This window comes from Nonomuraea ferruginea (assembly GCF_039540635.1).
Lineage (GTDB): Bacteria > Actinomycetota > Actinomycetes > Streptosporangiales > Streptosporangiaceae > Nonomuraea > Nonomuraea ferruginea.
This window is the reverse complement of sequence record NZ_BAABFD010000006.1, coordinates 355,976-378,624: the sequence shown is the minus strand read 5'-3', so window position 1 is coordinate 378,624 and position 22,649 is coordinate 355,976. Positions and strand designations below refer to the sequence as shown.

23 protein-coding genes are annotated in these 22,649 nt (G+C 70.9%); 16 read left to right on the top strand and 7 right to left on the bottom strand.

Annotated features, from left to right (window positions below):
• Position 1 precedes the first annotated feature (1 nt).
• The 3 genes from ABD999_RS14760 to ABD999_RS14750 form a co-directional block, all read right to left on the bottom strand.
• Positions 2-751, bottom strand: a complete 750-nt coding sequence (locus ABD999_RS14760; protein ID WP_271276643.1) for an SDR family oxidoreductase — start codon at positions 749-751, stop codon at positions 2-4.
• Complete coding sequence (locus ABD999_RS14755) at positions 748-2,409, bottom strand: class I adenylate-forming enzyme family protein (RefSeq protein ID WP_271276644.1); 1,662 nt, start codon at positions 2,407-2,409, stop codon at positions 748-750. The genes ABD999_RS14760 and ABD999_RS14755 overlap by 4 nt, the downstream gene beginning before the upstream one ends.
• A gap of 103 nt (positions 2,410-2,512) precedes the next feature.
• Positions 2,513-3,181: a TetR/AcrR family transcriptional regulator gene (locus ABD999_RS14750; protein ID WP_148036161.1), complete on the bottom strand. Its 669-nt coding sequence runs from the start codon at positions 3,179-3,181 to the stop codon at positions 2,513-2,515.
• 325 nt (positions 3,182-3,506) lie between these two features.
• On the opposite strand from ABD999_RS14750, the gene ABD999_RS14745 reads away from it, so the two are divergent.
• From ABD999_RS14745 to ABD999_RS14675, 15 genes are read left to right on the top strand one after another with little or no spacing between them, the layout of a single operon-like run.
• Positions 3,507-4,298 (top strand): MBL fold metallo-hydrolase, encoded by a 792-nt coding sequence (locus ABD999_RS14745; protein WP_271276645.1) that lies wholly within the window; start codon positions 3,507-3,509, stop codon positions 4,296-4,298.
• A gap of 57 nt (positions 4,299-4,355) precedes the next feature.
• Positions 4,356-5,537, top strand: a complete 1,182-nt coding sequence (locus ABD999_RS14740; protein ID WP_271276646.1) for an ABC transporter substrate-binding protein — start codon at positions 4,356-4,358, stop codon at positions 5,535-5,537.
• A gap of 3 nt (positions 5,538-5,540) precedes the next feature.
• Positions 5,541-6,416 (top strand): branched-chain amino acid ABC transporter permease, encoded by an 876-nt coding sequence (locus ABD999_RS14735; RefSeq protein ID WP_148036164.1) that lies wholly within the window; start codon positions 5,541-5,543, stop codon positions 6,414-6,416.
• Between the two features lie 17 nt (positions 6,417-6,433).
• On the top strand, positions 6,434-7,441 hold the full coding sequence (locus ABD999_RS14730) for a branched-chain amino acid ABC transporter permease (RefSeq protein ID WP_271276647.1): 1,008 nt from the start codon (positions 6,434-6,436) through the stop codon (positions 7,439-7,441).
• On the top strand, positions 7,438-8,238 hold the full coding sequence (locus tag ABD999_RS14725; protein WP_148036166.1) for an ABC transporter ATP-binding protein: 801 nt from the start codon (positions 7,438-7,440) through the stop codon (positions 8,236-8,238). The genes ABD999_RS14730 and ABD999_RS14725 overlap by 4 nt, the downstream gene beginning before the upstream one ends.
• Complete coding sequence (locus tag ABD999_RS14720) at positions 8,235-9,008, top strand: ABC transporter ATP-binding protein (RefSeq protein WP_271276648.1); 774 nt, start codon at positions 8,235-8,237, stop codon at positions 9,006-9,008. The genes ABD999_RS14725 and ABD999_RS14720 overlap by 4 nt, the downstream gene beginning before the upstream one ends.
• A 2-nt stretch (positions 9,009-9,010) precedes the next feature.
• Positions 9,011-9,832, top strand: coding sequence for a sulfurtransferase (locus ABD999_RS14715; RefSeq protein ID WP_271276649.1), 822 nt, complete (start codon positions 9,011-9,013; stop codon positions 9,830-9,832).
• Complete coding sequence (locus tag ABD999_RS14710) at positions 9,829-10,215, top strand: RidA family protein (RefSeq protein WP_271276650.1); 387 nt, start codon at positions 9,829-9,831, stop codon at positions 10,213-10,215. Before ABD999_RS14715 ends, ABD999_RS14710 begins: the two co-directional genes overlap by 4 nt.
• A 13-nt stretch (positions 10,216-10,228) precedes the next feature.
• Positions 10,229-10,843, top strand: a complete 615-nt coding sequence (locus tag ABD999_RS14705) for an SRPBCC family protein (RefSeq protein WP_271276651.1) — start codon at positions 10,229-10,231, stop codon at positions 10,841-10,843.
• On the top strand, positions 10,843-11,715 hold the full coding sequence (locus ABD999_RS14700) for an FAD binding domain-containing protein (protein WP_271276652.1): 873 nt from the start codon (positions 10,843-10,845) through the stop codon (positions 11,713-11,715). Before ABD999_RS14705 ends, ABD999_RS14700 begins: the two co-directional genes overlap by 1 nt.
• Complete coding sequence (locus ABD999_RS14695; RefSeq protein WP_271276653.1) at positions 11,712-12,188, top strand: (2Fe-2S)-binding protein; 477 nt, start codon at positions 11,712-11,714, stop codon at positions 12,186-12,188. Before ABD999_RS14700 ends, ABD999_RS14695 begins: the two co-directional genes overlap by 4 nt.
• Positions 12,185-14,485 (top strand): xanthine dehydrogenase family protein molybdopterin-binding subunit, encoded by a 2,301-nt coding sequence (locus ABD999_RS14690; protein WP_271276654.1) that lies wholly within the window; start codon positions 12,185-12,187, stop codon positions 14,483-14,485. Before ABD999_RS14695 ends, ABD999_RS14690 begins: the two co-directional genes overlap by 4 nt.
• Complete coding sequence (locus ABD999_RS14685) at positions 14,482-15,873, top strand: MBL fold metallo-hydrolase (RefSeq protein ID WP_271276655.1); 1,392 nt, start codon at positions 14,482-14,484, stop codon at positions 15,871-15,873. The genes ABD999_RS14690 and ABD999_RS14685 overlap by 4 nt, the downstream gene beginning before the upstream one ends.
• The gene (locus tag ABD999_RS14680) at positions 15,870-16,721 is read left to right on the top strand and encodes a sulfite exporter TauE/SafE family protein (protein ID WP_271276656.1); all 852 of its coding nucleotides are present in this window, start codon (positions 15,870-15,872) and stop codon (positions 16,719-16,721) included. The genes ABD999_RS14685 and ABD999_RS14680 overlap by 4 nt, the downstream gene beginning before the upstream one ends.
• An 11-nt stretch (positions 16,722-16,732) precedes the next feature.
• Positions 16,733-17,362 (top strand): histidine phosphatase family protein, encoded by a 630-nt coding sequence (locus ABD999_RS14675; RefSeq protein ID WP_271276657.1) that lies wholly within the window; start codon positions 16,733-16,735, stop codon positions 17,360-17,362.
• A gap of 16 nt (positions 17,363-17,378) precedes the next feature.
• On the opposite strand, the gene ABD999_RS14670 is transcribed toward ABD999_RS14675, so the two are convergent.
• The 4 genes from ABD999_RS14670 to ABD999_RS14655 all read right to left on the bottom strand — a co-directional run bounded on the left by ABD999_RS14670 (position 17,379) and on the right by ABD999_RS14655 (position 20,139).
• Positions 17,379-18,272 (bottom strand): nucleotide exchange factor GrpE, encoded by an 894-nt coding sequence (locus ABD999_RS14670; protein WP_271276658.1) that lies wholly within the window; start codon positions 18,270-18,272, stop codon positions 17,379-17,381.
• Between the two features lie 217 nt (positions 18,273-18,489).
• The gene (locus ABD999_RS14665) at positions 18,490-18,972 is read right to left on the bottom strand and encodes a hypothetical protein (RefSeq protein WP_271276659.1); all 483 of its coding nucleotides are present in this window, start codon (positions 18,970-18,972) and stop codon (positions 18,490-18,492) included.
• A gap of 118 nt (positions 18,973-19,090) precedes the next feature.
• Positions 19,091-19,843, bottom strand: a complete 753-nt coding sequence (locus ABD999_RS14660) for a DUF899 family protein (protein ID WP_271276660.1) — start codon at positions 19,841-19,843, stop codon at positions 19,091-19,093.
• Between the two features lie 110 nt (positions 19,844-19,953).
• A complete protein-coding gene (locus ABD999_RS14655; protein ID WP_271276661.1) occupies positions 19,954-20,139 on the bottom strand; it encodes a hypothetical protein in 186 nt (61 codons plus the stop codon).
• Positions 20,140-20,508: 369 nt separating this feature from the next.
• Here ABD999_RS14655 and ABD999_RS14650 point away from each other — a divergent pair, with 369 nt between their 5' ends.
• Complete coding sequence (locus ABD999_RS14650; RefSeq protein WP_271276662.1) at positions 20,509-22,641, top strand: DEAD/DEAH box helicase; 2,133 nt, start codon at positions 20,509-20,511, stop codon at positions 22,639-22,641.
• Positions 22,642-22,649: the final 8 nt, after the last annotated feature.

Here is a 22,649-nt window from a genome sequence, read left to right as displayed (position 1 = left end):
CTCAGGCGGTCCCTCCGGCGACCAGCAGACCGCCGTCGAGGGTGAGGATCTGGCCGGTCACCCAAGCGGCGTCGTCCGACACCAGGTACGCGACGGCGCCGGCGACGTCCTCGGGGGCGCCGAGCCGCTTCATCGGGTACCGCGCGACGGTCTCCGCCTCCTTGCCCTCGTACAGAGCCCGGGAGAACCGTGTCTTGATCACCGCCGGCGAGACGGCGTTGACGCGTACGTCGGGCCCGAGCTCGGCGGCGAGGGTCCGGGTGAGGTGGGAGACGGCGGCCTTGGAGATGCCGTACATCCCGATCCCCTCCGACGGCACGTCCCCGGTCACCGAGGTCACGTTGACCACACAGCCCACGCCGTGGGGGACGGCCTCCTGGGTCCAGGCGAGGGTGCCCAGGACGTTGACCTCCATGATCTTGCGGGCGACGTCCAGGTCGAGGTCCGTGAGCGGACCGTACGCCGGGTTGATGCCCGCGTTGTTGACCAGGACGTCGAGCCGGCCCCACTCGGCCAGCACGCGCGAGAACACCTCGGACCGGTGCTCCGGGTCGTCGGCCCGGCCGGCCACGGTCAGCACCGAGCCTTCCGGGAAGGACGCCGCCGCCTCCTCCAGCGGCTCCGGCTTCCGGGCCGTGACGCACACCCGGGCGCCCTCGGCGACGAGCCGTTCGGCGATGGCCAGGCCGATCCCCCGGCTGGCCCCGGTCACGATCGCGACGCGCCCCGCCAGGCGCGGCGACCCGGTCACTGGCCGGCCCCCGGCCCGTCGCCGTCCCGCAGGACGTTGCGCCGGATCTTCCCCGTCTGCGTCTTGGGCAGGTCGGGTACGAGGTGGATCTCGCGCGGGCACTTGTAGGCCGCCAGCCGCCCCCGGGTGAAAGCGATCAGTTCCTTCTCCTCGGCCGACTCGCCGGCCTTGAGTGACACGTATGCCACGACGGTCTCCCCTCGATAGTCATCCGGCCGTCCGACGACCGCCACCTCGTGCACCGCCGGGTGGGCGTAGAGCGCGTCCTCGACCTCGCGCGGCCAGACCTTGTAGCCGGAGGTGTTGATCTGGTCCTTGAGCCGGTCGACCAGGTAGACCCAGCCCGCCGCGTCCATGATCGCCCCGTCGCCGGTGTGCAGCCATCCGCCGGGCATCGTCGAGGCGGTCGCCTCGGGCTTGCGCCAGTAGCCGGGCACCACCTGCGGCCCGCGCAGCGCCAGCTCGCCCTGCTCGCCCGGTCCGACCGGCTCGTCGGCGGCGTTCACGACCCGCGCGTCCAGGCCGGGCAGCGGCACGCCGATGGAGAGCGTCCCGCTCGCCTCGTCGACCGGCGCCTCCGCGCCCAGCGGCACGGCGATCACCCCCGAGGACGTCTCGGTCATCCCGTAGACGTTGTGGATGTAGACGCCGAACCGCTCCCGGAACCGCTCGATGGTCGACGGCGGGATCGGGGCGCCGCCGCTGTAGACCGACTTCATCGACGCGAAATGCTCCCGCGAGGCGTGCGGCAGTTGGTAGATCGCGTTGAACGCGGTGATCGACCCGATGGTGAAGGTCACCTGGTGCTCGACGAAGGCGTCGATCGCCACCTCGGGACGGAACCGGCCGGTCAGGACGAGTACGGCGTCGTGCATCATCGCGATGACCGCGTTGATGACCGAGCCGGTGATGTGGAACAGCGGCGCCATCGCGTACACCGCGTCGCCGGGCCGGAGGCCGACCCACGTGGCGAAGCCGGCGGCGACGGAGAGCACGTTGCCGTGCGTGTTCATCGCGCCCTTGGGCGGCCCGGTCGTGCCGGAGGTGTACGTCAGAAGCGCGACGTCGTCCGGTGTCAGCTCCGGCGACTCCACGACGTCGCCCCGGAACCGCTCGATCAGCTCCTCCAGGTCACCGTGCGAGGCGGGCGCCTTCCGTTCGGTTTCACCGAACACCCGGGGGTCGTCGCGGGTCTGGAAGGCGAGCGGAGAGGTGCTCACCGTCCAGCGCACCGAGCTGCCGGACAGGGTCTCGGAGACCTGCGGCACGTCGGCGTCGGCGCAGACGATCCCGACCGCGCCGGAGTCGTCGATCAGGCGCCGCAGCTCCTGGCCGCGGTACATCGGGTTGAGCACCAGCGCCGTCGCCCCGAGCTTCCACAGGGCGAGGAACGAGAGGGCGAACTGCGGGATGTTCTGCAAGTAGATCCCCACCCGGTCGCCGTGCCGGGTGCCGAGGGAGCGGTACGCGGCCGCGAGGGCGTCACTGGCCTCGTCGGCCTCCCGGACGGTCATGGCGCCGTCGAAGTACGCGAGCGCGCGGGCGTCCGGCTCCCGTCGCACCCGCTCGCGCCACGCCTCGGCGAGCGAGGTGTGGCTGACGGGCCGGGCGTCCGTCACCGCCTGTGGGTAGAGCGCCGTCCAGCGTCTCTCGTTCATCCCGCTACCTCCCCGGTCTGCGATGGAGACTGAGTGATCGTTCGGTCGGTGTTAGGTATACAGGGCGGCCCGGTGCGTACCGGGACCGGCCCCCCGGAGAGAGCTAGGCGGACGGGCGGAGCAGCCGCACGATGTGGGCCACCCGCTTCTCCTGGAACGCCTGCGCCCAGGCCCGCTGTCCCATGCCGGCCACGATGGTCGCGTCGTGCTCAAGAGGGAAGTAGCACATCCCGATCAGGCTCAGGAAGAGCTGCTCGGGGGCTTCGTCCGCCTCCACCACGCCGGCCTGTGCCATGATCCTGATCATCCGGTCGGCGAATCGCTGGGAGTGCCGCGGCTGCCCCTCGCGCCGGCCGACGCGTTCGAGCGCGTCGCGCGTGAGCAGAGAGACGAAGGTCGGGTTGTCGAGCAGGAAGTCGACATAGCCGCCGATCAGCCGGCGCAGCGCCGCCTCCCCGTCGCCGGGCGACGCCTCCAGGAGCTGCTCGGCTTCGGTCGCCACCAACTCGAGCGCCGCGTCGCGCCGTTCGAAGACCCGTTGCAGCACCTCGTGGTAGAGGTCCTCCTTGGAGCCGAAGAAGTAGCCCGGCAGCCCGACCGAGACATAGGCCCGTTCGGCGATCGCCGCCAGCGAGGCGCCCTGGAAGCCTAAGTCGGCGAAGAGTTGCTCCGCGGCGTCGAGGATCGCGATCCGTGACCGCTCGGCGTCGCGGACCTTCCGGGCACGCTTCGCAGGTGGCCCTGCCACCGGCGTCTGCCGTGTCGTCTTCATCCCTGTCCTCGTGGTCGTGTGCTTCCCCGTGAGGTGCCCGTCGCGCCCTCGGCGGTTACGGGGGACCTTGTGCCGCCCAGCCTAAGGCTCACGAGTGTCGCCGGGCTTGTTTCGGGCGAAAACTATTTGCACATACAGTTAGTACTACCGCAATCGGAATTTCTCGGCTAGTGTCCAGCGCACAGACGCGGAGGCGAGCCCCCCAAACGTTTTTCGCTGCTATTTGATCGTTCAGTTCCACTACGGGCTGGTTGAGTGTTCAGTTCCAGGACGACGGTCGTCTCACCCGAGCAGATGCCTGCACGGCCCCCTGAGGAGGATCGAGTTGTTCACCATTGAGCCGCTGGTCGTGGCTTACGGTCCGCACCGAGAGAAGAGTCGCTTCACCTACATGCACAACGCGGGTGTCGCGATCGACGTCCCCTACGTCGCCTGGCTGATCCGCAAGCCCGGTTTCGCCGCCCTCATCGACGTCGGCTGCAGCGCGGACGACTACAACCATCACATCCGCCCGGTCGACAGGGAACTCGTGCACGTCGGCCAGGTCTTCGCCGACGTCGTCGACGTCAAGCCGATCGAGTCCCACCTGCGCGAGCGCGGGATGAAGGCCTCCGACATCGACGTCACGGTCCTGACGCACCTGGACTGGGACCACTGCATGACCATGGAGCCGTTCGGCGACAGCGAGATCTTCGTCCAGCGCGCCGAGTGGGACAACACCCCTTCTCACGAGATGTTCGCGACGTCGTTCGCCCCGGCCGAGCACTACCAGCGCATCGAGGACATGGGCCTGACCAAGCTCGACGGCGACCACCAGATCGCCGAGGGCTTCGACCTCATTCTCACCCCTGGCCACACCCAAGGCGGCCAGTCGGCGATCGTCAAGACCTCCGAAGGCACCTACGTCATCGCCGGGATGTGCGTGCTCAAGGAGAACTTCTACCCCTCGGAAGAGGAGTCGGAGCACTTCAAGGTGATCCCCCCCGGCGGACACACCGACCTGTTCGAGGCCTACGACCAGATGGTCCGCATCAAGGAGATCGGCGGCGACAACGTGCTGCCGCTCCACATGAGCGAGGCGTTCGACATGGGTCGCATCGGGACCCTCCCCGAGTGATCCGCCTTTAGCCACCCATCGGGAGCCGTGGAGCGGCTCCCGGATCAAGGAGATCCGATGAGGAAGAAGATCCTCGCGTTGCTGGCCGGTTCGGCCCTCCTCGCCTCGTCTGCCTGCGGTCTGGGCAGCTCCGGGGCCGGCGGCGGTGACGACACTATCACGATCGGGACCCTGTTCTCCGTCTCGGGGGCTGGCGCGAAGCTGGGCGACAAGATGCGCAAGGGTGCCGAGCTGGCCGTGGAGCAGGTCAACAGCCAGGGCGGCATCGACGGCAAGAAGATCAAGTGGGTCTTCTACGACCCCGCCGGCGACACCTCCACCGCCGTGCAGCAGACCAACCGCATGCTCGACAGCGACGGCGTGGAACTCGTCGTCGGCGGCGGCGGCTCGTCGGGCATCGCGCTGGCGATGGACCCCATCACCAGCGGCAAGGGCATCACCTTCATCGCCACCGAGGGAGCCCGTCAGATCGTGGAGCCGGCGGCGGAGCACCGGCTGACCTTCAAGACCACGTTCAACGACACGGTGATGATCGAGAAGCTGATCGAGTACTGGAAGGCGAAGGACGTGACCAGGGTCGCGTTCATGCCGGACACCTCCAGCTTCGGGCAGTCGGCCCAGGAGGAGCTCGAGCGGCTCGCCCCCGAGGCCGGCATCAAGGTGTTCACCGCGGCCTTCGACCCGGCCGCCAACGACCTCACCCCCCAGGTCAAGCGGCTCGCCGGGAACGACCCGCAGGCCTACCTGGCCTGGACCATCCAGCCCTCCGGCGTGACGTTCCTCAAGAACGTGCGCAGCGTGCTCGCCGACCGTGACGTCATGGTGATGCACGGCTTCGGCTTCGTCGACGACCGCTACATGCAGCAGGCCGGCGCGGCGGCCGAGGGCACGATCCTGGTCTCGCCGAAGCTGCCGATCTGGGACAAGACCGACGACAGCGACCAGCAGAAGGCGGCGATGGAGGACTTCGCCACCAGCTACGCCGAGAAGTACGCCGGGGAGCAGCCGAACGTCTACGCGGGCCAGGCCTACGACGCGATGATGGTGGCGGTCGAGGCGCTGCGCGCGACCGGCGGCGACCCCGACGGCGAGAAGGTCGCCAAGGCGATCGAGGGCCTCGGCTCCCACGTGGGCGTGACCGGCGTCTTCAAGTTCACCCCGGACGACCACAGCGGGCTGACCGCCGACGACGTCGCCGTCGTCCAGTGGGACGGTTCGCGATTCGTCCCGGCGGAGTGAGCCATGGATCTTTTCATCCAGGTCCTGCTCTCGGGGCTCAGCGTGGGCGCGATCTACGCGATCGTCGCCCTGGGCTTCGGCGTCATCTTCAACGCCACCGGAGCCATCAACTTCGTCCAGGGTGAGTACGTCATGGTCGGCGGACTCAGCGCCGCCATGCTCTACGAGGCGTGGGACGTCCCGATCTTCGTCGCGATCCTGGTCGCGATCGCGGTGACCACCGTGCTCGGGCTGCTGACGGAGATGGGGCTGCTCGGCTTCGGCCGCCTCCGGACGCCGGCCGCCATCACGATCGCCACGATCGCCATCGCGGTGATCGTCAAGGGCGCCGCGATGCTGATCTCGGTCCGCGACACCTATGCGCTGCCCTCGGTGCTCGGCTCGGAGTCGCTGCGGATCCTGGGCGCCTCGACCAGCCGGCAGACGATTCTCAACCTCGTCCTCGCCGTGCTGGTCGTGGTCGCGCTGACGCTGTTCTTCCGGCGGACCAAGCTCGGCACCACCCTGCGCGCCGCCGCGGGAGACTCCGAGACGCTGCAGACGTTCGGCGTCTCCTACCGCACCACCGCCCGCTGGGCGTTCGTCATCGCGGCGGCCCTCGGCGCCGTGGCCGGCGCGGGCCTGGCCCCGCTGACCGTGATGTCGTTCGACTCCGGCACCCTGCTGGGTCTCAAGGGCTTCGCCGCGGCGATGCTCGGCGGCCTCGGCAACCCGCAGGGCGCGCTGGCGGGCGGCCTGCTGCTCGGCGTCGCCGAGGCGGTCGTGGCGGGGTACGGAACGTCGGCGTACGCGGACGTGGTCGCCTTCGTAGTGCTGCTCGCGATCCTGACCTTCAAGCCGACCGGCATGTTCGGCACGGCCCGGGCGGTGCGCACATGAGCAGTCGTCTCAGAGCCTTGCCACGCTCCCTGGGCAGGACAAACTCCTGGGAGCTGTGGATCACGATCGGCCTCCTGCTCCTGCTCCCGATGCTGATGGCGACCGACTACGCGCTGCACATCTGGACCCGGATGGCGATCTACGTGATCCTGCTGACCGGCCTGAACTTCATCAACGGCATGGCCGGGATGATCTCCCTGGCCCAGGCCGGATTCTTCGGCCTCGGCGCCTACGCCGCCGGCATCGCGGCGGTGCGCTTCGACGTGCCGCCCGTCCTCGCGCTGGTCATCGCGCCGGTGGTGGTGACCCTGGCGGCGCTGCTGGTGGGCATGATGTCGATGCGCCTGAAGGAGATCTACTTCAAGATGGCGACCCTGGGCGCCGGGTTCGTGCTCTTCCTCCTCTTCGGGCGGATGGTCGAGCTCACCGGCGGGCCCAACGGCCTGGTCGGCATCCCGCCGTTCTCGCTGTTCGGCTTCGAGTTCACCGAGCCGATCGTGAAGTACGGCTTCGTCGCGCTGCTCGCCATCATCGGCGCGATCGTGGCCCACAACCTGCTGGTGTCGCGTACCGGCCGGGCGTTGCGGGCCTACGGCGCCTCGGAGCCCGCGGCCCTGGCCGCCGGCGCCAGCCCGTTCAAGCTGCGCCTGCTCGCGTTCGGCATGAGCGGCTTCTACGCCGGCGTCGCGGGGGCGCTGGAGGCCTTCGACTCCCGCTTCATCAGCCCCTCCACGTTCGACTTCATGATGGCCGTCCTCCTGGTCGTCGCCCTCGTGCTCTCGGGGGCGGGACGGATGATCGGCCCGATCCTCGGAGCGCTGCTGCTCACGGGCATCGAGGTGTTCGCCGCCGACTACGCCGACTACGAGCCGCTGATCATGGGCGTGATCTTCCTGATCGCCATCCAGCTCTTCCCGCGCGGCCTCGCGGGCGAGCTGGCCGCGCGCCGCGAGGACCGCCGCGAGCGGGCCAAGCGCGAGGCGGCCGAACAGGCCAAGCCGGACCAGGAGGTGGTGCGGGCATGAGTACGAGCGAGCGCCAGGGCCTGCGGGTCACCGGCGTGTCCAAGGCATACGGCGGCCTGCAGGTGCTGAAGGACGTGACGCTGCGGGCCCCGGCGGGATCGATCACCGCGGTGATCGGGCCGAACGGCGCCGGCAAGAGCACGCTGGCCAACGTCATCTCCGGCTTCGTCACGCAGGACGCCGGCCAGGTCTTCGTCAACGGCGCCGAACTGCCGGCCGGCAAGGCGGTCGCCCGCGCGGGCCACCGCCTGGGGCGGACCTTCCAGAACCTGGAGGTCTTCACCGGCATGACGGTGCTGCACAACGTCGCGATGGGAGCGTACTCCCGGCAGAAGGGCAGCCACCTGGGCGACCTGATCCGGGGACCCCGGACCCGGCGCAACGAGCGTGAGGCCGAGGAGTCGGCACGGGCTCTGCTGCGCAAGTTCGGGCTGGAGCACCGGGCCGACTCCCTGGTGGAGTCCCTGCCCTTCGGCGAGGCGAAGCTCGTCGAGATGGTCCGCGTGCTGGCGATGGAGCCGGAGGTGGTCGTCCTCGACGAGCCCGCCGCCGGGCTGCCCCCGGCCAGCGCCATGCCGCTGGCCGAGACCATCGCCGGGATGGCCCAGGAGGGCATCGGGGTGCTGCTCATCGAGCACAACATGAAGCTGGTGATGAGCATCTCCGAGCACGTCGTCGTCCTCGACCAGGGACGGGTGCTGACCGAGGGGTCGCCGGCCGAGGTCCAGAAGGACCCGAGGGTGATCGAGGCATACCTGGGCCCCGGCCACGCGAAGAGCGAGGAACTCACGCTATGAGCAGCATGGACACCAACACCCGGGCGGGCGTCCACGAGCGGGCCGGGGAGCACGACCAGACCCAGGGCCTCGTCGTGGAGGGCCTCACGGTCCGCTACGGCCGCGTCGAGGTCGTCCACGGCGTCAGCTTCCGTGCGCTGCCGGGCCAGGTCACCTGCCTGGTCGGGAACAACGGCGCCGGCAAGACGACCACCATCCGCGGCATCCTCGGGCTCCAGCCCAGCGGGTCGAGGAAGGTCACCTTCCGGGGCGAGTCCCTGGCCGGGCTGCCCACCCACGCCATCGCACGGCACGGCATCGCGCTCGTGCCGGAGGGCCGCCGGGTCTTCGCCGACCTGACGGTGCTCGAGAACCTCCGGATGGGCGCGGTGCGGCGTCCCGGCGGCTGGCGGGACGCCGAGAAGCTCGGCGAGGTCTTCGACCTCTTCCCCGAGCTGAGGGAGCGCACTGACAGCAAGGCCGGTCTGCTCTCCGGCGGCCAGCAGCAGATGCTCGCGATGGGGCGGGCGATGATGGCCAGGCCCGAGATGCTCGTCCTCGACGAGCCGTCGATGGGGCTCAGCCCGGTGCTGGTCAACCGCATCTACGAGGCGCTGGTCGCGCTGCGCGCGCAGGGCTACACGATCCTGCTCTCCGAGCAGAACGCCAACCTGGCGCTCGAACTGGCAGACCACGCCTACGTCCTCGAAACCGGGCGGATCGTCGAGGAAGGCGCCGCCGCCGACCTCGCCCGCTCGTCGAGGGTGCAAGCGATCTACCTAGGAGCATGAGGATGAACCAGATCTACCTTGAGCCCGCGGCCCTGGCCGAGATGCTCGGCCGGCCGGACGTCCGGGTCGTCGACACCCGCGCCTCGCTCGCGGACGGACCCGGCGGCCGGGACATGTGGGCCGCCGGCCACGTCCCCGGCGCGGTGCACGCCGACTGGATCGAGGACTGGGGCACCACCGTCGACGGCGTCGAGGGGATGCTTCCTGAGCCCGAGGAGTTCGCCAAGGCCATGTCACGCCTGGGCGTCGGCAACGACACCCTCGTGGTCGCCTACGACGACAACTCCCTGTTCACCGCCTCCCGGCTGGCCTGGGCGCTGCTGCACCACGGCCACCAGCGGGTCGCGATCCTCGACGGCGGCTTCCCCGCCTGGCGGGCGGCCGGCCTCGAGGTCTCCACGGACCAGGCCGACGGCCGCCCGGAGCCGCGCGACTACCGCCCCGGCGCCCCGCAGGGGATGCGCCGGGAGATGGACGAGGTCCGCGCGCTGGTCGGCCGCGACGACGTGACGCTGGTCGACTGCCGGATGGAGGAGACCTTCGCGGCCTCCGAGGGGCGGATCCCCGGCGCCAACCGGCTCCCCTCCCCGAGCCTGATCGGGGAGGACGGCCGCTTCAGGCGCGGCGAGGACGTCGCCCGGCTGGCCGCCGACGCCGGCGTGGACAAGGACCGCCCCGCGGTCCTCTACTGCGGCGGCGGCGTCTCCGCGGCCGCCGTGCTCATCGCCCTGCGCGACGCCGGCTTCAGCGACCTCGCCCTCTATGACGGCTCGTGGTCCGAATGGTCCCAGCACGCCGACAACCCGATCCAGAGGCACGGATGAACCAGCGAAAGGGCCCGGCGCCGCTCGGCGCCTACGTCCAGACCATGACAGCGGCCGGCCTGTGCTTCGTCTCCGGGCAGGTGCCGGTCGACCGCAACGGCGACACCCTGCCCGCCGACGACCTGGTCGCCCAGGCCGAGCAGGTCTTCGCCAACCTGGAGGGCTGCCTGGCCGACGAGGGCCTGGCGATGTCCGACGTGGTGTCGATCACGACCTACCTGCGCGACGTCGCCGACGGCCCCGAGGTCTCGGCGGTCCGCGCCCGGTTCTTCGGCGACCACCGGCCCACCAGCACCGTCGTGGAGGTCTCCGGGTTCCTCAACCCCGCGTGGCGCCTGGAGGTTCAGGCGATCGCCGTGGCCCGCGAACCCGGCAGTAAGTAAGGGAGGAGTCACCGTGCGCATCGACAACCAGTTCGTCGTGCCCGCGACCCCGGAGCGGGCGTGGGAGTTCCTCACCGACCTGGGCCGGGTCGCCCCCTGCGTGCCCGGCGCCACCGTGGAGTCCGTCGAGGGCGAGGCGCTCACCGGCCGGGTGGCGCTGCGTATCGGCCCGATGAACATGACCTACACGGGTGAGGCCAGGTTCCTCGTCAAGGACGAGGTGAACAAGGTGGCCACCATCGAGGTCGGCGGCCGCGACGGCCGCGGCGGCGGCACGGTGAAGGCCAAGATCAAGGCCGGCCTGACCGAGGTCCCCGGCGGTACGCAGGTGACCCTGGCGACCGACCTGGGCCTCACCGGCCGGGTCGCCCAACTCGGGCAGGGGCCGATCAAGGACGTGAGCTCGAAGCTGATGCGCCAGTTCGCCGACAGCCTCGCCACCAGGATCGACGAGCCCGCCCCGGCCGCCGGCAGCCCGGTCGCCCCGGCTGTGGAGGCCGAGCCGATCAACCTGCTCGACGGCTCGCTGGTGCCCAAGAAGCAGCTCGCCGGCGCGGCCGCGGGCCTGGTGGCGCTGGTCCTCGCCTTCCTCCTCGGCCGGAGCGTCGGGAGGAGGGAGACCCGCTGATGTCGGACGTACTCACCACGATGGCCTACGAGCGGGCCCGCAGCGTCCCCGAGGCGCTCACCCTGCTCGCCGAGGGCGGCGAGGACACCCGCCCGATCTCGGGAGGCCAGAGCCTGGTGCCGATGATGAACCTCGGCCTGGCCGCGCCCGCGTTCCTGGTCGACGTGTCGGGCATCCCCGCGCTGCGCACGATCGGCGTCGACGGCGGCCACCTCGTCGTCGGCGCGGCGGTCACCCACGCCGAACTGACCACCGACCCGCTGATCGCCGAGCACGCGCCGCTGCTCGCGATGGCCGCCGCCCACATCGGCAGCCAGCGGATCCGCAACCGCGGCACCATCGGCGGCTCGGTCTCCCACGGGGACGCGGCGGCCGAGCTGCCGGTGAGCTGCCACGTACTGGAGGCCGACTACCGGGTCGAGAGCCTGGGCCGCCAGGAGTGGCGCCCGGCGCGGGAGTTCTCGCTGGGCTACTACCAGACCGACCTCCGCTCGGGGGAGCTGGTGACGGCGGTCCGGATACCGCTGCGCCCGCGCCACGGGTGGGGCTTCCACGAGTACTCACGCCGCGCCGGCGACTTCGCCCTGGCCTCCGCCGCCGCGGGCGTCGCGCTGGACGGCGACCGGATCAGGAGCGCGGCCGTCGCCGTGACCGGCGCCGCCGACCGGCCGCTCCGGCTGGAAGCGGTCGAGCGACGGCTCACCGGTGTCACCGTCGCGGAGGCGGAGCGGGTGATGTCGGGCCTGGCCGCGGCTCTCGACGTCGCCGACGACCCGTACACCAAGGGTGCGGACCGGGCCCGGCTGATCGAGGCGATGGCGGTGCGGGCGGTCAGGGACGCCTGCGCCGACGCGAGGAGGGAACAGGCATGAGCCACGTCGAGACCCGGATGACGCTCAACGGCAAGGAGGTCACCGGTCACGCGCCCGCCGACACCACGCTGGTGCGCTGGCTGCGCGAGCAGGCCCACGCCTACGAGGTCAAGGAGGGCTGCAACGAGGGCACCTGCGGGACCTGTACGGTGCTCGTCGACGGCCGGTCGGCGACCGGCTGCACCACTCTGGCGGTCCAGGTCGACGGCGCGCGGGTGGAGACCAGCGCGTCCCTGGCCGAAGGCGAGGAGCTGAGCCCGCTGCAGGCGAAGTTCTGGGAGACCGGCGCTTCCCAGTGCGGCTTCTGCACGCAGGGGATGCTGATGTCGGCCGTCGAGCTGCTCAGCTCCGGCGACGAGGTCACGCCCGCCAAGGTGCGCGAGCACCTGCACGGCAACCTCTGCCGGTGCACCGGCTACCAGGCGATCGTGGACGCCGTGGTCAAGGCGGCGGAGGAGGGGGCGACCCGATGACGGAGACCGTCCCGAGCCGCGCCCGGGAGACGACCCGCGTGGTCAACACCGAAGTGAAGCGGCAGGACTCGCGCGAGAAGCTGCTCGGCAAGACCCGCTACGCCGGTGACTTCGACGTCGCCGGGCAGCTCTACGCCCGCCTGGTCCGTTCGCCGCTGCCCTCGGCGCGGATCGTGGCCAAGGACGCGACCGCCGCGCTGGCGGTGCCCGGGGTCGTCGCCGTGCTCTTCGGCGAGGACGTGCCCAACAACGAGATCCCGACCAACACCGCCGGGATCAAGGGGCGGCCGCTGCCGCCGTCCTGGGTGCTGGCCACCGAGCGGGTGCGCTACCACGGCGAACCGGTCGCGCTGGTGGTGGCCGAGAACACGCGGGCGCTGGCCGCCGCCGAGGCGCTGGTGGAGATCGAGTACGACGCGCTCCCCGTGGTCTCGGACCCGGAGTCCGCCCTGGAGTCCGGCTCGGCGCGGGTGCACGAGGGCGGCAACCTGCTCAGCGAGTGGAACATCGACCGCGGCGACGTCGACAAGGTGTTCGCCGAGGCGCCGATCGTGGTGGAGGGCCGCTACGAGGCGCAGGTCGTCGACCATGCCTACCTGGAGCCGGAGACCGGCATCGGGTGGCTGGACGACGAAGGCGTCATCAACATCAAGGTCTCCACGCAGGAGATCGAGCACTACCGGCGCATCGCGCACGTCGTGGGGCTGCCGGACTCCAAGGTGCGCGTCCAGGCGCCGTACCTCGGCGGCGGCTTCGGCGGCAAGGAGGACATGACCGTCGAGCCGTACATCGCGCTGGCGGTGCAGCGGACCGGCCGGCCGGTGAAGATGACCTGGAGCCGGCAGGAGTCGCTGACCGCGCGGGCCAAGCGGCACCCGGTGCGGATGAGCTACCGGACCGCGGCGACCGAGGACGGGCAGCTGCTGGCCCACGACATCGACATCGTCTCGGACGCGGGCGCCTACCCGCTGCTGAGCGGTTTCGTCCTGCTGTACATCACCCTGAACGCGGCCGGGCCGTACCGCTGCGACAACGTACGGGTGCGCGCGCGTGCGGCCTACACGAACAACACGCCGGGTTCGGCGTTCCGCGGGTTCGGCGGGATGCAGCCGGTGCTGGGCTACGAGGCGCAGATCGACAAGGTCGCCGACGCGGCCGGCCGGGACCGCGTGGAGGTCCGCAAGCGCAACGCCTTCAAGACGGGCGACCGGATCCCCGCCGGACAGCCCATCGAGACCGCCGTGTGGCTGCCGCAGTGCATCGACGCGGTGATGGAGGCGATCGGCCCCCGGCCCGAGCCGTCCTCACCCGAGCACCGGGTGGGTCTGGGACTGGCGTGCAACGTGCAGCCGTACGGGCGGGTGGCGTGGATGAACGACTCCGCGTCCGCATGGGTGGGCTGCGAGCGCGACGGCGGTGTCGTGGTGCGCTGCGGCGTGCCCGACGTGGGCGGCGGCCAGGTGTCGTCGCTGGCGCAGATCGCCGCCGAGGTGCTGGGCGTGCCGATCGAGAACGTCACGGTCCACTTCGGCGACAGCGCGCGCACTCCGCTGGCGGGACGGACCACGGCGACCCGGCAGCTCTACATGTCCGGCAACGCCGTGCTGTCGGCGGCCCGCGAGCTCCGCGCCCAGCTGGTGGCGGGCGTGGCGAAGGCGACCGGCTGTGCCGAGCACGACCTGACGCTCGCCGAGGGCGGCGTGCTCACGCCTGAAGGGGTGGTGCCGCTGGCCGAGGTCGTGGCGATGTGCCTGGCGAACGGCGTGGCGATCAACGCGATGAAGACGTACTTCGCGCCCACCGCGAAGCCGGTTACCCAGCTGATCGACTCCGAGCGGATCGTCCCGGACTTCACCTTCGGGGCCCACGCGGCGTACATCGAGGTCGACACCCGGACCGGTGAGGTGCGGCCACTGCGCTACGTCGCCGCCCACGACGTGGGCCGGGCGATCAACCCGCTCAGCGTGCGCGGCCAGATCGAGGGCGCGGTCGTGCAGGGCCTGGGATACGCCCTGTCCGAGCGGATCGTGTACGACGAGGCGGTCAACCTCACCGGCGCCTTCTACCAGTACGCCATCCCGACGGCCGCCGACTGCCCGGAGATCGAGGTGAAGGTCCTGGAGTCCGGTGAGGGCGTGGGGCCGTTCAACGCGCGGGGCATCGGGGAGCCGCCGATCGGGCCGTGCGCGGCCACGATCGCCAGCGCGGTCGAGGACGCCGTGGGCGCCAGGCCCACCACCCTGCCGATGCTCGCCGAACGCGTGCTTAAGTGCGTCGACGAAGGGGGCCGGGCATGACCCCCACCGGCGTCACCCCGCAACGGACGCTGTCGATCGTGCCGATCGACACCCCGAGCCTGGGTGACCGCAGCTACCTGGTGCACGACGGATCGGTGGCGTTCGTGGTGGACCCGCAGCGCGACATCGACCGGGTGCTGGAGGTGCTGGACCGCGAGGGCCTGTCACTGACGCACGTGTTCGAGACCCACGTCCACAACGACTACGTCACCGGCGGGCTCGCGCTGGCCAGGGAGACCGGCGCGGCGTACCTGCTCAACGGCAGGGACGAGGTCGCCTTCGACCGGGAGCCGCTCCACGACGGGCAGTCGCTCGGGATCGGGGACCGGATCCGGGTGGAGGTCGTGGCCACGCCGGGGCACACCTTCAACCACCTCTCCTACGTGCTGCACGACCGGCACTCGGGGCAGGGGCTGGCGGTCTTCTCCGGAGGGTCGCTGCTCTACGGCTCGACCGGCCGGCCGGACCTGCTGGGCGAGGAGCACACCGACCGGCTGGCCCGGTTGCAGCACGGCTCGGCGCGGCGGCTGCGCGAGCTGCTGCCGGACGACGCGCTGCTCTACCCGACCCACGGGTTCGGCTCGTTCTGCTCGGCCACGCAGTCCGACGCCGCGGAGTCCACCATCGGCATGGAGCGTTCCAGCAACCCCGTGCTGCTGCACGACGAGGACACCTACGTCCGGCAGCTGCTGGAAGGGCTGGGCGACTGGCCGGCGTACTACGTCCACATGGCGTCGCTGAACAGCGCCGGCCCTGAACGGCCCGATCTGACGTTCCCGCGCGAGGCGACGCCGGAGGAGATCCGGCGCCGCGTCGACGCCGGCGAGTGGGTGGTCGACCTGCGGAACAGGACGGCCTTCGCGGCCGGCCACGTGCCGGGCAGCTTCAACTTCGGGCTGGACGGCTCGTTCGCGACCAACCTGGGCTGGTTGTTCGACTGGGGAACCCCGATCACCCTGCTGGGCGAGCTGCCCGAACACGTCTCACAGGCGCAGCGCGAGCTGGTACGGATCGGCATCGACCGTCCGGTGGCCGCGGCCACCGGAGGCCCCGGGCAGTGGAGCGACCGGGAGCCGGCCGCCTTCGGCCAGGCCGACTTCCGCCGCCTCGCCGAGGTGCTGCGGGAGCGGCCGGTCGTGGTCCTGGACGTACGGCGGACCGACGAGTTCGAGGCCGGGCACATCGAGGGCGCGGTGAACGCGCCGCTGCACGAGCTGCGGTCATCGGAGCTGCCCGGCGGTGAGCTGTGGATCCACTGCCAGAGCGGCTACCGCGCCTCGGTGGCGGCGTCGCTGCTCGCCGCGGCGGGCCGGGACGTGGTGGCGGTCGACGACCACTTCGGCGAGGCGGCGGGCGCCGGCCTCACGGTGACGAGCGGAGGGGCATGACCCTCGCCGTCGTGCTGGCGCTCTCGTTACTGGTCGGCGTCGCGCTCGGTGCTCTGGGGGGTGGTGGCTCGATCCTGACGGTGCCGATCCTGGTCTACGTCGCGGGGCTGGAGCCGAAGCAGGCGATCGCCACCTCCCTGCTGGTCGTGGCCGCCACCTCGGTCGCCGGGGCGGTCACCCACGCCCGCGCGGGCCGGATCCGGTGGCGGACGGGCGTGCTCTTCGGCGCCGGGGGGATGGTCGGTGCCTTCGGCGGAGGCATACTCGGCGGCTACGTACCCGGGCGGCTCCTGCTGATCGGCTTCGCCCTGATGATGGTCGCCACCTCCATCGCGATGCTCCGCGCCCGGCGTACCGAACCGGCGCACGCCCGCGGCGACGTGGCCGTGGTCCGCGCCCTGATCGACGGCGTGGTGGTCGGCCTGGTGACCGGGCTGGTCGGCGCCGGGGGAGGGTTCCTCGTCGTCCCCGCCCTCGCGCTGCTCGGCGGGCTGCCGATGGCCGCCGCGGTCGGCACCTCGCTGATCGTGATCGCGATGAAGTCCTTCGCCGGCCTCGCCGGCTACCTGACCAGCGTCTCCATCGCCTGGGACCTCGCCATCGGCGTCACCGCGGCCGCCATCCTCGGCAGCGTGCTCGGCGGCTGGCTCGCCGGACGGATCCCCGAAGCCCGGCTGCGGAGCGTCTTCGGCTGGTTCGTGCTGGTGATGGGGGCGTTCGTGCTGCTGGAGCAGGCGGCGCCGCCCGGAGGGCTGCTCCCTGGCATGGTGATACTGGCCGCGGTCGGACTCGTGGCCGGTGCGTGGCGCGTGTGGACGGTGCGTGCCCGCAGCACGTCGGTGTCATAGGTGGAGTTGCGATGGCTGTGATCTATCTCGTCAGGCACGGGCAGGCGTCGTTCGGCGCGGCGGACTACGACGCCCTGAGCGAGCTCGGCCGTCACCAGGCCCGGCTCGTCGGGCAGGAGCTCTTGGGCCGGGCGCGCGAGCCGCTGCTCGTTTCCGGGTCGCTGCGGCGGCAGAAGGACACCGCCGCGCTGCTCGGCCTGCCGGTCGCCGTCCCCGTCGAGGATCCGCGCTGGAACGAGTACGACCACCTCGGGCTCGTCCGCCGGTACCTGGACGATGGCACTTCGCAGACCACCGGCGACAGCCGCCAGTTCCAGACCCACCTCGACCAGGCACTCAAGCAGTGGATCGAGCAAGGCCACCCGGGAGGATGGGACACCTTCGCCGGCTCCGCGGTCGAGGCGCTGCACGCCATCCCCGGCCGTCTCGCGCCTGGTCAGGACGCTGTCGTGGTGACCTCCGCCGGCGTCATCGCCGCCACGGCAGGCTCGCTCCTGGGGGTCCCGGCCACCGGCGTCGTCGCACTCAATCGCGTCATGGTGAACGCGTCCATCACCGCCGTGCTGGCGGGCTCCTCAGGGCTGAGCCTGCTGTCGTACAACGAGCACGCGCACCTGGGGGCGTCCCGGACCTACCGCTGAGCCGGCCTGCGTCGAGTCAGTCCGCAGGGGCCGGCTCGACATGATGGTCGTTGTAGGGGAAGAGTTCGCCACCGTGATCGACGACGGTGCTGCACCGGTAGCGGACGATCTCGATCGTCGAGGCCGGGTCGAGGTCACCCTCGTCGCCTCCCCGAGAGTCAGCCGGATCCAGGAACTCGTCCACGTTGTAGTGCAATCGGCCGTCGACCAGGTAGTCGCGGCGGAAACTGGTTCCCCACTGCGAGTTGCTCCCCCAACCGTGCGAGAGGTCCTGGTAGGGCCGTGACCGGCGCCAGAAGGTCCAGTACAAGGTTGACCGATCGGCGACCCCCGCGACCAGATGCCGTGCCCCGGCGGTGACGATCACCCCGGCTCGCGTCAGCAGCATCGACCCCATCATGTAGCCGGGCCAGCGCTCCTCGACGATCGAGGGCGGCTCGTCAGGATCGTCGGCCTGCCGCACCTCGACGACCTCGTGGAAGAACGGGTGAAACCCCCGCCTGCCGATCCGGTCCGCGCCCAGCGCCTCACAGAAGGCGGGATAGACGCCGACCGGCGGATAGGCATCGTTCGCGATGTCCTGGTAGTTCAGGATGAGCAGGTCAAGGATGCGGTTCACGGCATACAACCGCTCCAGCGGGCTGTAGCCCCTCCCGGTGGACTTCCCCAGGGGGACCAGGTGGCTTCCGGGCCGTCCCGCCTCCCGCACCTCCGCCACGTGCGCCGGATGCTCATCCAGCCACCGCAGCAGCATGTCACCCGACCCGTCGCCCTCGTGGCCAAGGACGCTCTCGTACAGGGAACGCCAGTGATGACCCGAGTGGACATCGTCGTTCATGTCCACAGATTCGCGTACAGCGGCCTTTCCGGCATCGGATTTTTGACCTTGAGCTGAGCTGCTGTACAGCACGGTCGGTGGACCTTCAGCGCCTGTTCAGTCCGGGCAGCACCGGTACCCCCGTGCCGGTGCTCGACCCCCTTCGACGGTTAACATCCAGGCGGGCATCCGGATCGTCCCGCGGCTGGTCTCCAGCGGGACCCTGCCCAGCTTCGCGCCTGATCCGTAGCAAGATCGGTGTAGGAGACGACCTGCGGCGGCGAGTTGCGCGATCTGCTTGCGGCCGGCCTCAAGCAGATCGATCTTCTCGCGCAGGTGGCTGTCGATCCGCCTTTCGTGATTTTCGGGCGAGATAGGCGCAGTGGCCGAGCCCGGCGAGTCCGGCGAGCGTCCCATGCACCGTCACGCCGAGCAGGAGCCAGTGTGGCCAGGTCGTGACCGGGGCGTCGCCACGCGACCATAACGTCAGGGCGTAGGTGGTGAGGCCGGCGCCCAGCAGGACGCCGCTCATGACCGTGTACCGATGCCGGGACAGCGTCCGCCCCGTCCGGGCGAGCAGCACGGGCCAGGAGAAGATCGCCAAGTATTGCAGCGCACCGCCGATGAAGTAGCCCGCGAGCTGGAGGAGAGACGCCGACGCGAAGCCCTGGTGCGTCCAGTCGAACATCTTGCCGAGCCATGAACCCGTCGCCCAGACGATCGTCAACGCGGCGGCGAGGACGAGGAACACGCCGACCGTCCCGCGGCCGTCGGTGGCAGGCGTGTCGCTCATGTCCGGTGCCGCTCCTCGCCGGCGGTCTCCACGCTGACCGTCGCTCGCCTGCAAGGAATGCAGGTCGGGGTGGCCGCCGTTCGATCACTGTACGGGCAGGAAAAGGCCATCCAGCCGGTCAGTGGTCGCCTTGGCGGCCGAGGGTGTCCACGGGGGTGGCGCCGGGGCGGGTCCACTGCGGTGCGGGGCGGCTGGTGGGGCCCCAGGTGGCGTTGCCGTCCGCGTCCGAGCGCCAGTACCAGCAGGCGTGGCGCCCCTCGGGCCAGCCCTCCGGCTTGTCCTCCCATGCCTCGCCGCGGCCGTAAGGCGTCATGTCGAGCAGGCCGAAGGACCCGTCGGCGGACTCGATGCCACGACCCGTCGTGGTGTAGGTGAGGAACACGCGGTCGCCGTCGCGCAGGTAGCAGGTGATGTGCCCCATTTCTCCACCCACCGGCTCGTCCACGTCGCGCACCGAGTACCAGGGCTGGGTGTAGCCCATGAAGTCGACGAAGGGGGCCACCTCGTCCCAGACGCCCGTGGTCAGGATGGCGAACGAAACACCACGGGAGTTGAGGTAGACGGCGTCCTTCAGGTGCCAGGCCGTGACGGTGCAGCCTTCGCACTGCCCCTGGTGCGGCGCGCCGTCGTGCCACATGTGCTTGTAGACCACGAGCTCGTCGCGGCCCTGGAACAGGTCCAGGAACGGGACGGGGCCGTCGGCTCCGACGACCTCGACCGTACCGTCGAACTCCACCATCGGCAGCCGGCGGCGGGCGGCGGCGATGGCGTCGCCCTCGTGGGTGTGGGCCTTCTCGCGGACCAGGAGCTTGTCACGGGCGGCCTGCCAGGTGGCGAGGTCGACGACGGGCGGGCGGCCGGGCAGTGTCATGGTGTCCTCCGTGGTCCTGGTGACGGGCGGCGTCGTACGACGCCATGGCGGTCATGAGAACAGACCCGCGACCCGGCCGGAACTCGTCGCGGCCGGGGCTTGGAAAGGTTTTAGGAGTGGGTGGCGCGGATCTCCGTCACCGTGAACGCGTCGACGATGTGCCGGTTCTGCACCAGGAAGCCCACGACGCCCGCCACCGCCTCCGCGGCCAAGGTGGCTCTCACCTGCGCGGTCAGGAGGTAGACGAGGGGGGTCGACGGCTGGGTGAGGGCGAGGGCGCGGTCGTGGCGGTGCACGTCCTGCAGCGCCCTGATCGGGATCGGCCGCTCGGTGGTGAACCAGGCGGCGACCTCCCACAGCGGCAGGGCCGGGTCGGCGTCGGCCGAGGCGTGGTAGCAGGTGACGCAGCCGTGCCCGGCGTGCCGGTCGTGCGGGCAGGTCCACTGGGCGACGTCGGCCCGGGTGTGGTCACGAGTGCTCAGGATCGCCGCTTCTGTGACGCGGCGGCGCGCCGGCCTCGGCCGGTCCTCCCACGGAGAGAAAGCGTCGCTGCCGATGATGGCATCCCTTCGGTCAGATGCGTCGAAACCTGGTCAAACTACCCGGTCGGCACCCGCCCAAGCAGCGGGACACGATCTCGGACTGGGGAAGATACGTTCTGACCTATGGAACCACCCTCTGCCGGGGATGTTCGAGACCTGTTACGGCGCGCGCGGCGACTGCTGGGCGACGCGCGAGACCTGGTGGTCGAGCACGAACGAGCGGTCGCCGAGGTCCGCGATGCTCTCGGACCGCTCCGCGACCGGCAGGCCGAGGCGGAGCTCGACGCCATGCCGGTGTCCCGGCTGAAGGACGTCACCAGCGGCCGGCTGCGGATCGGGGCGCTGGAGGAAGCCGGCTACACCACCGTACGGAGCGTTCTACGAGCGATGCCGTACGAGCTGCAGAAGCTGCCGGGAGTCGGGCCGCAGACCCGCAAGCAGGCGCAGAAGGCGGCCGAGGGCATCGCGCTCGCCACGAGGCGGTCCCGCACCGTCCACATCGACGTCGACGACCGGGACGCCGAGACCACCCGGCTGCTCCTGGCGCTGCACCGGCTGGTCGCCGTCGGTCCCGAGCTGCCCCGCGCCCGTCGTACGGCCGAGGCGGTCGGGGGAAGGCTGAGAGAGCTGATTCCCCAGGCTCGCCCCATCGGCAGCTGGCTGCGCAGGCTGCTGTCGGGAAGCCGTCGCCGCGCCCGCGCCGAGCGGGCCGTGGAGCGGATCGCCGCCCTGCTGGCCGGCGAGACCGAGACCAGGCTGCTCATCGCCCAGGCGACCACGGACCTGCTGCGCCCGCCGCCGGACGGGGCCCTGGCGTGGATCGACTTCGAGATCCACGCGGCCGACTACTACAACCTGCTGGCGGAGCTCTCCGCCCTGGCGCCGTCGGACCGGACCGCCGCCGAGGGCTTCCTGCCCGGCGATCTGGCCGAGCGGGTCAGGGAGCAGGAGCTCGACGACACCCTGCGGCGGGTCTCGCTCCGCGGCTATCAGGCGTTCGGCGCCCGGTTCGCGCTCGCCCAGCGCCGGGTGATCCTCGGTGACGACATGGGGCTGGGCAAGACGATCCAGGCGATCGCCGTCATGGCGCACCTGCACGCGCGGGGCACGACGCATTCCCTGGTGGTCTGCCCGGCGAGCGTGCTGGTCAACTGGCTGCGCGAGATCGAGACCCGCAGTTCGCTCAAGACCTATCGGCTCCATGGCGACGATCGCCGCCTGGCTCACGCCGCGTGGCTCGAACGCGGCGGGGTCGCGGTCACGACGTACGCCGGGCTGCACACGCTGGAGATCGAGCCGCGGGTGGGGGTGCTCGTCGTCGACGAGGCGCACTACGTGAAGAATCGGCAGGCCCGCCGCTCCAAGGCCGTGGCCGGGTGGTGCGACCGGGTCGGCAGGGTCCTGTTCATGACCGGCACGCCGATGGAGAACCGGATCGAGGAGTTCCGCTCGCTCGTGGACTACCTCCAGCCGGGGTTGTCCGGCACGGTCGGGGTGAATGACAGCGCGCAGGCGTTCCGCCGCGCCGTCGCGCCCGTCTATCTGCGCCGCAACCAGCAGGACGTGGTCACGGAGCTGCCCGATCTGGTGCACATGGACGAGTGGGAGGAGTTCAGTACGGCCGACGCCGAGGCCTACCGGGACGCGGTGGCGTCGGGCAGGTTCATGACGATGCGCCGCGCGGCCTACGCGGTGCCGGAGAAGTCCGCCAAGCTGGAACGGCTGCGCGAACTGGTCGACGAGGCGGCCGAGGCGGAGCTCAAGGTCGTGGTGTTCTCCTACTTCCGCGACGTGCTCGCCGCCGTCGGCCAGGCCCTCGGCTCTCCGGTCCACGGGCCGCTCAGCGGCGAGCTGGCGCCGGAACGCCGTCAGGGGGTGATCGACGCCTTCACCGCGGCCCGGGGTCACGCGGTGCTGCTCGCGCAGATCCAGACGGGCGGGGTGGGACTCAACCTCCAGGCGGCATCCGTCGTGATCATTTGCGAGCCCCAGGTCAAACCGACCATGGAGAGCCAGGCCGTGGCCCGCGCGTACCGCATGGGCCAGGTGCGGCGCGTGCAGGTGCACCGCCTTCTCACGCCCGACAGCATGGACGAGCGGCTGCTGGAGATCATGAACGCCAAGGCCACGCTGTTCGACGCCTACGCCAGGCGCAGCCATCTCGCCGAGTCGACGCCGGACGCCATCGACATCTCGGAGGAGACCCTGGCCGAGCAGATCGTCAGGGAGGAACGGCAACGCCTGGCCGCAGGGTGACACGGGTC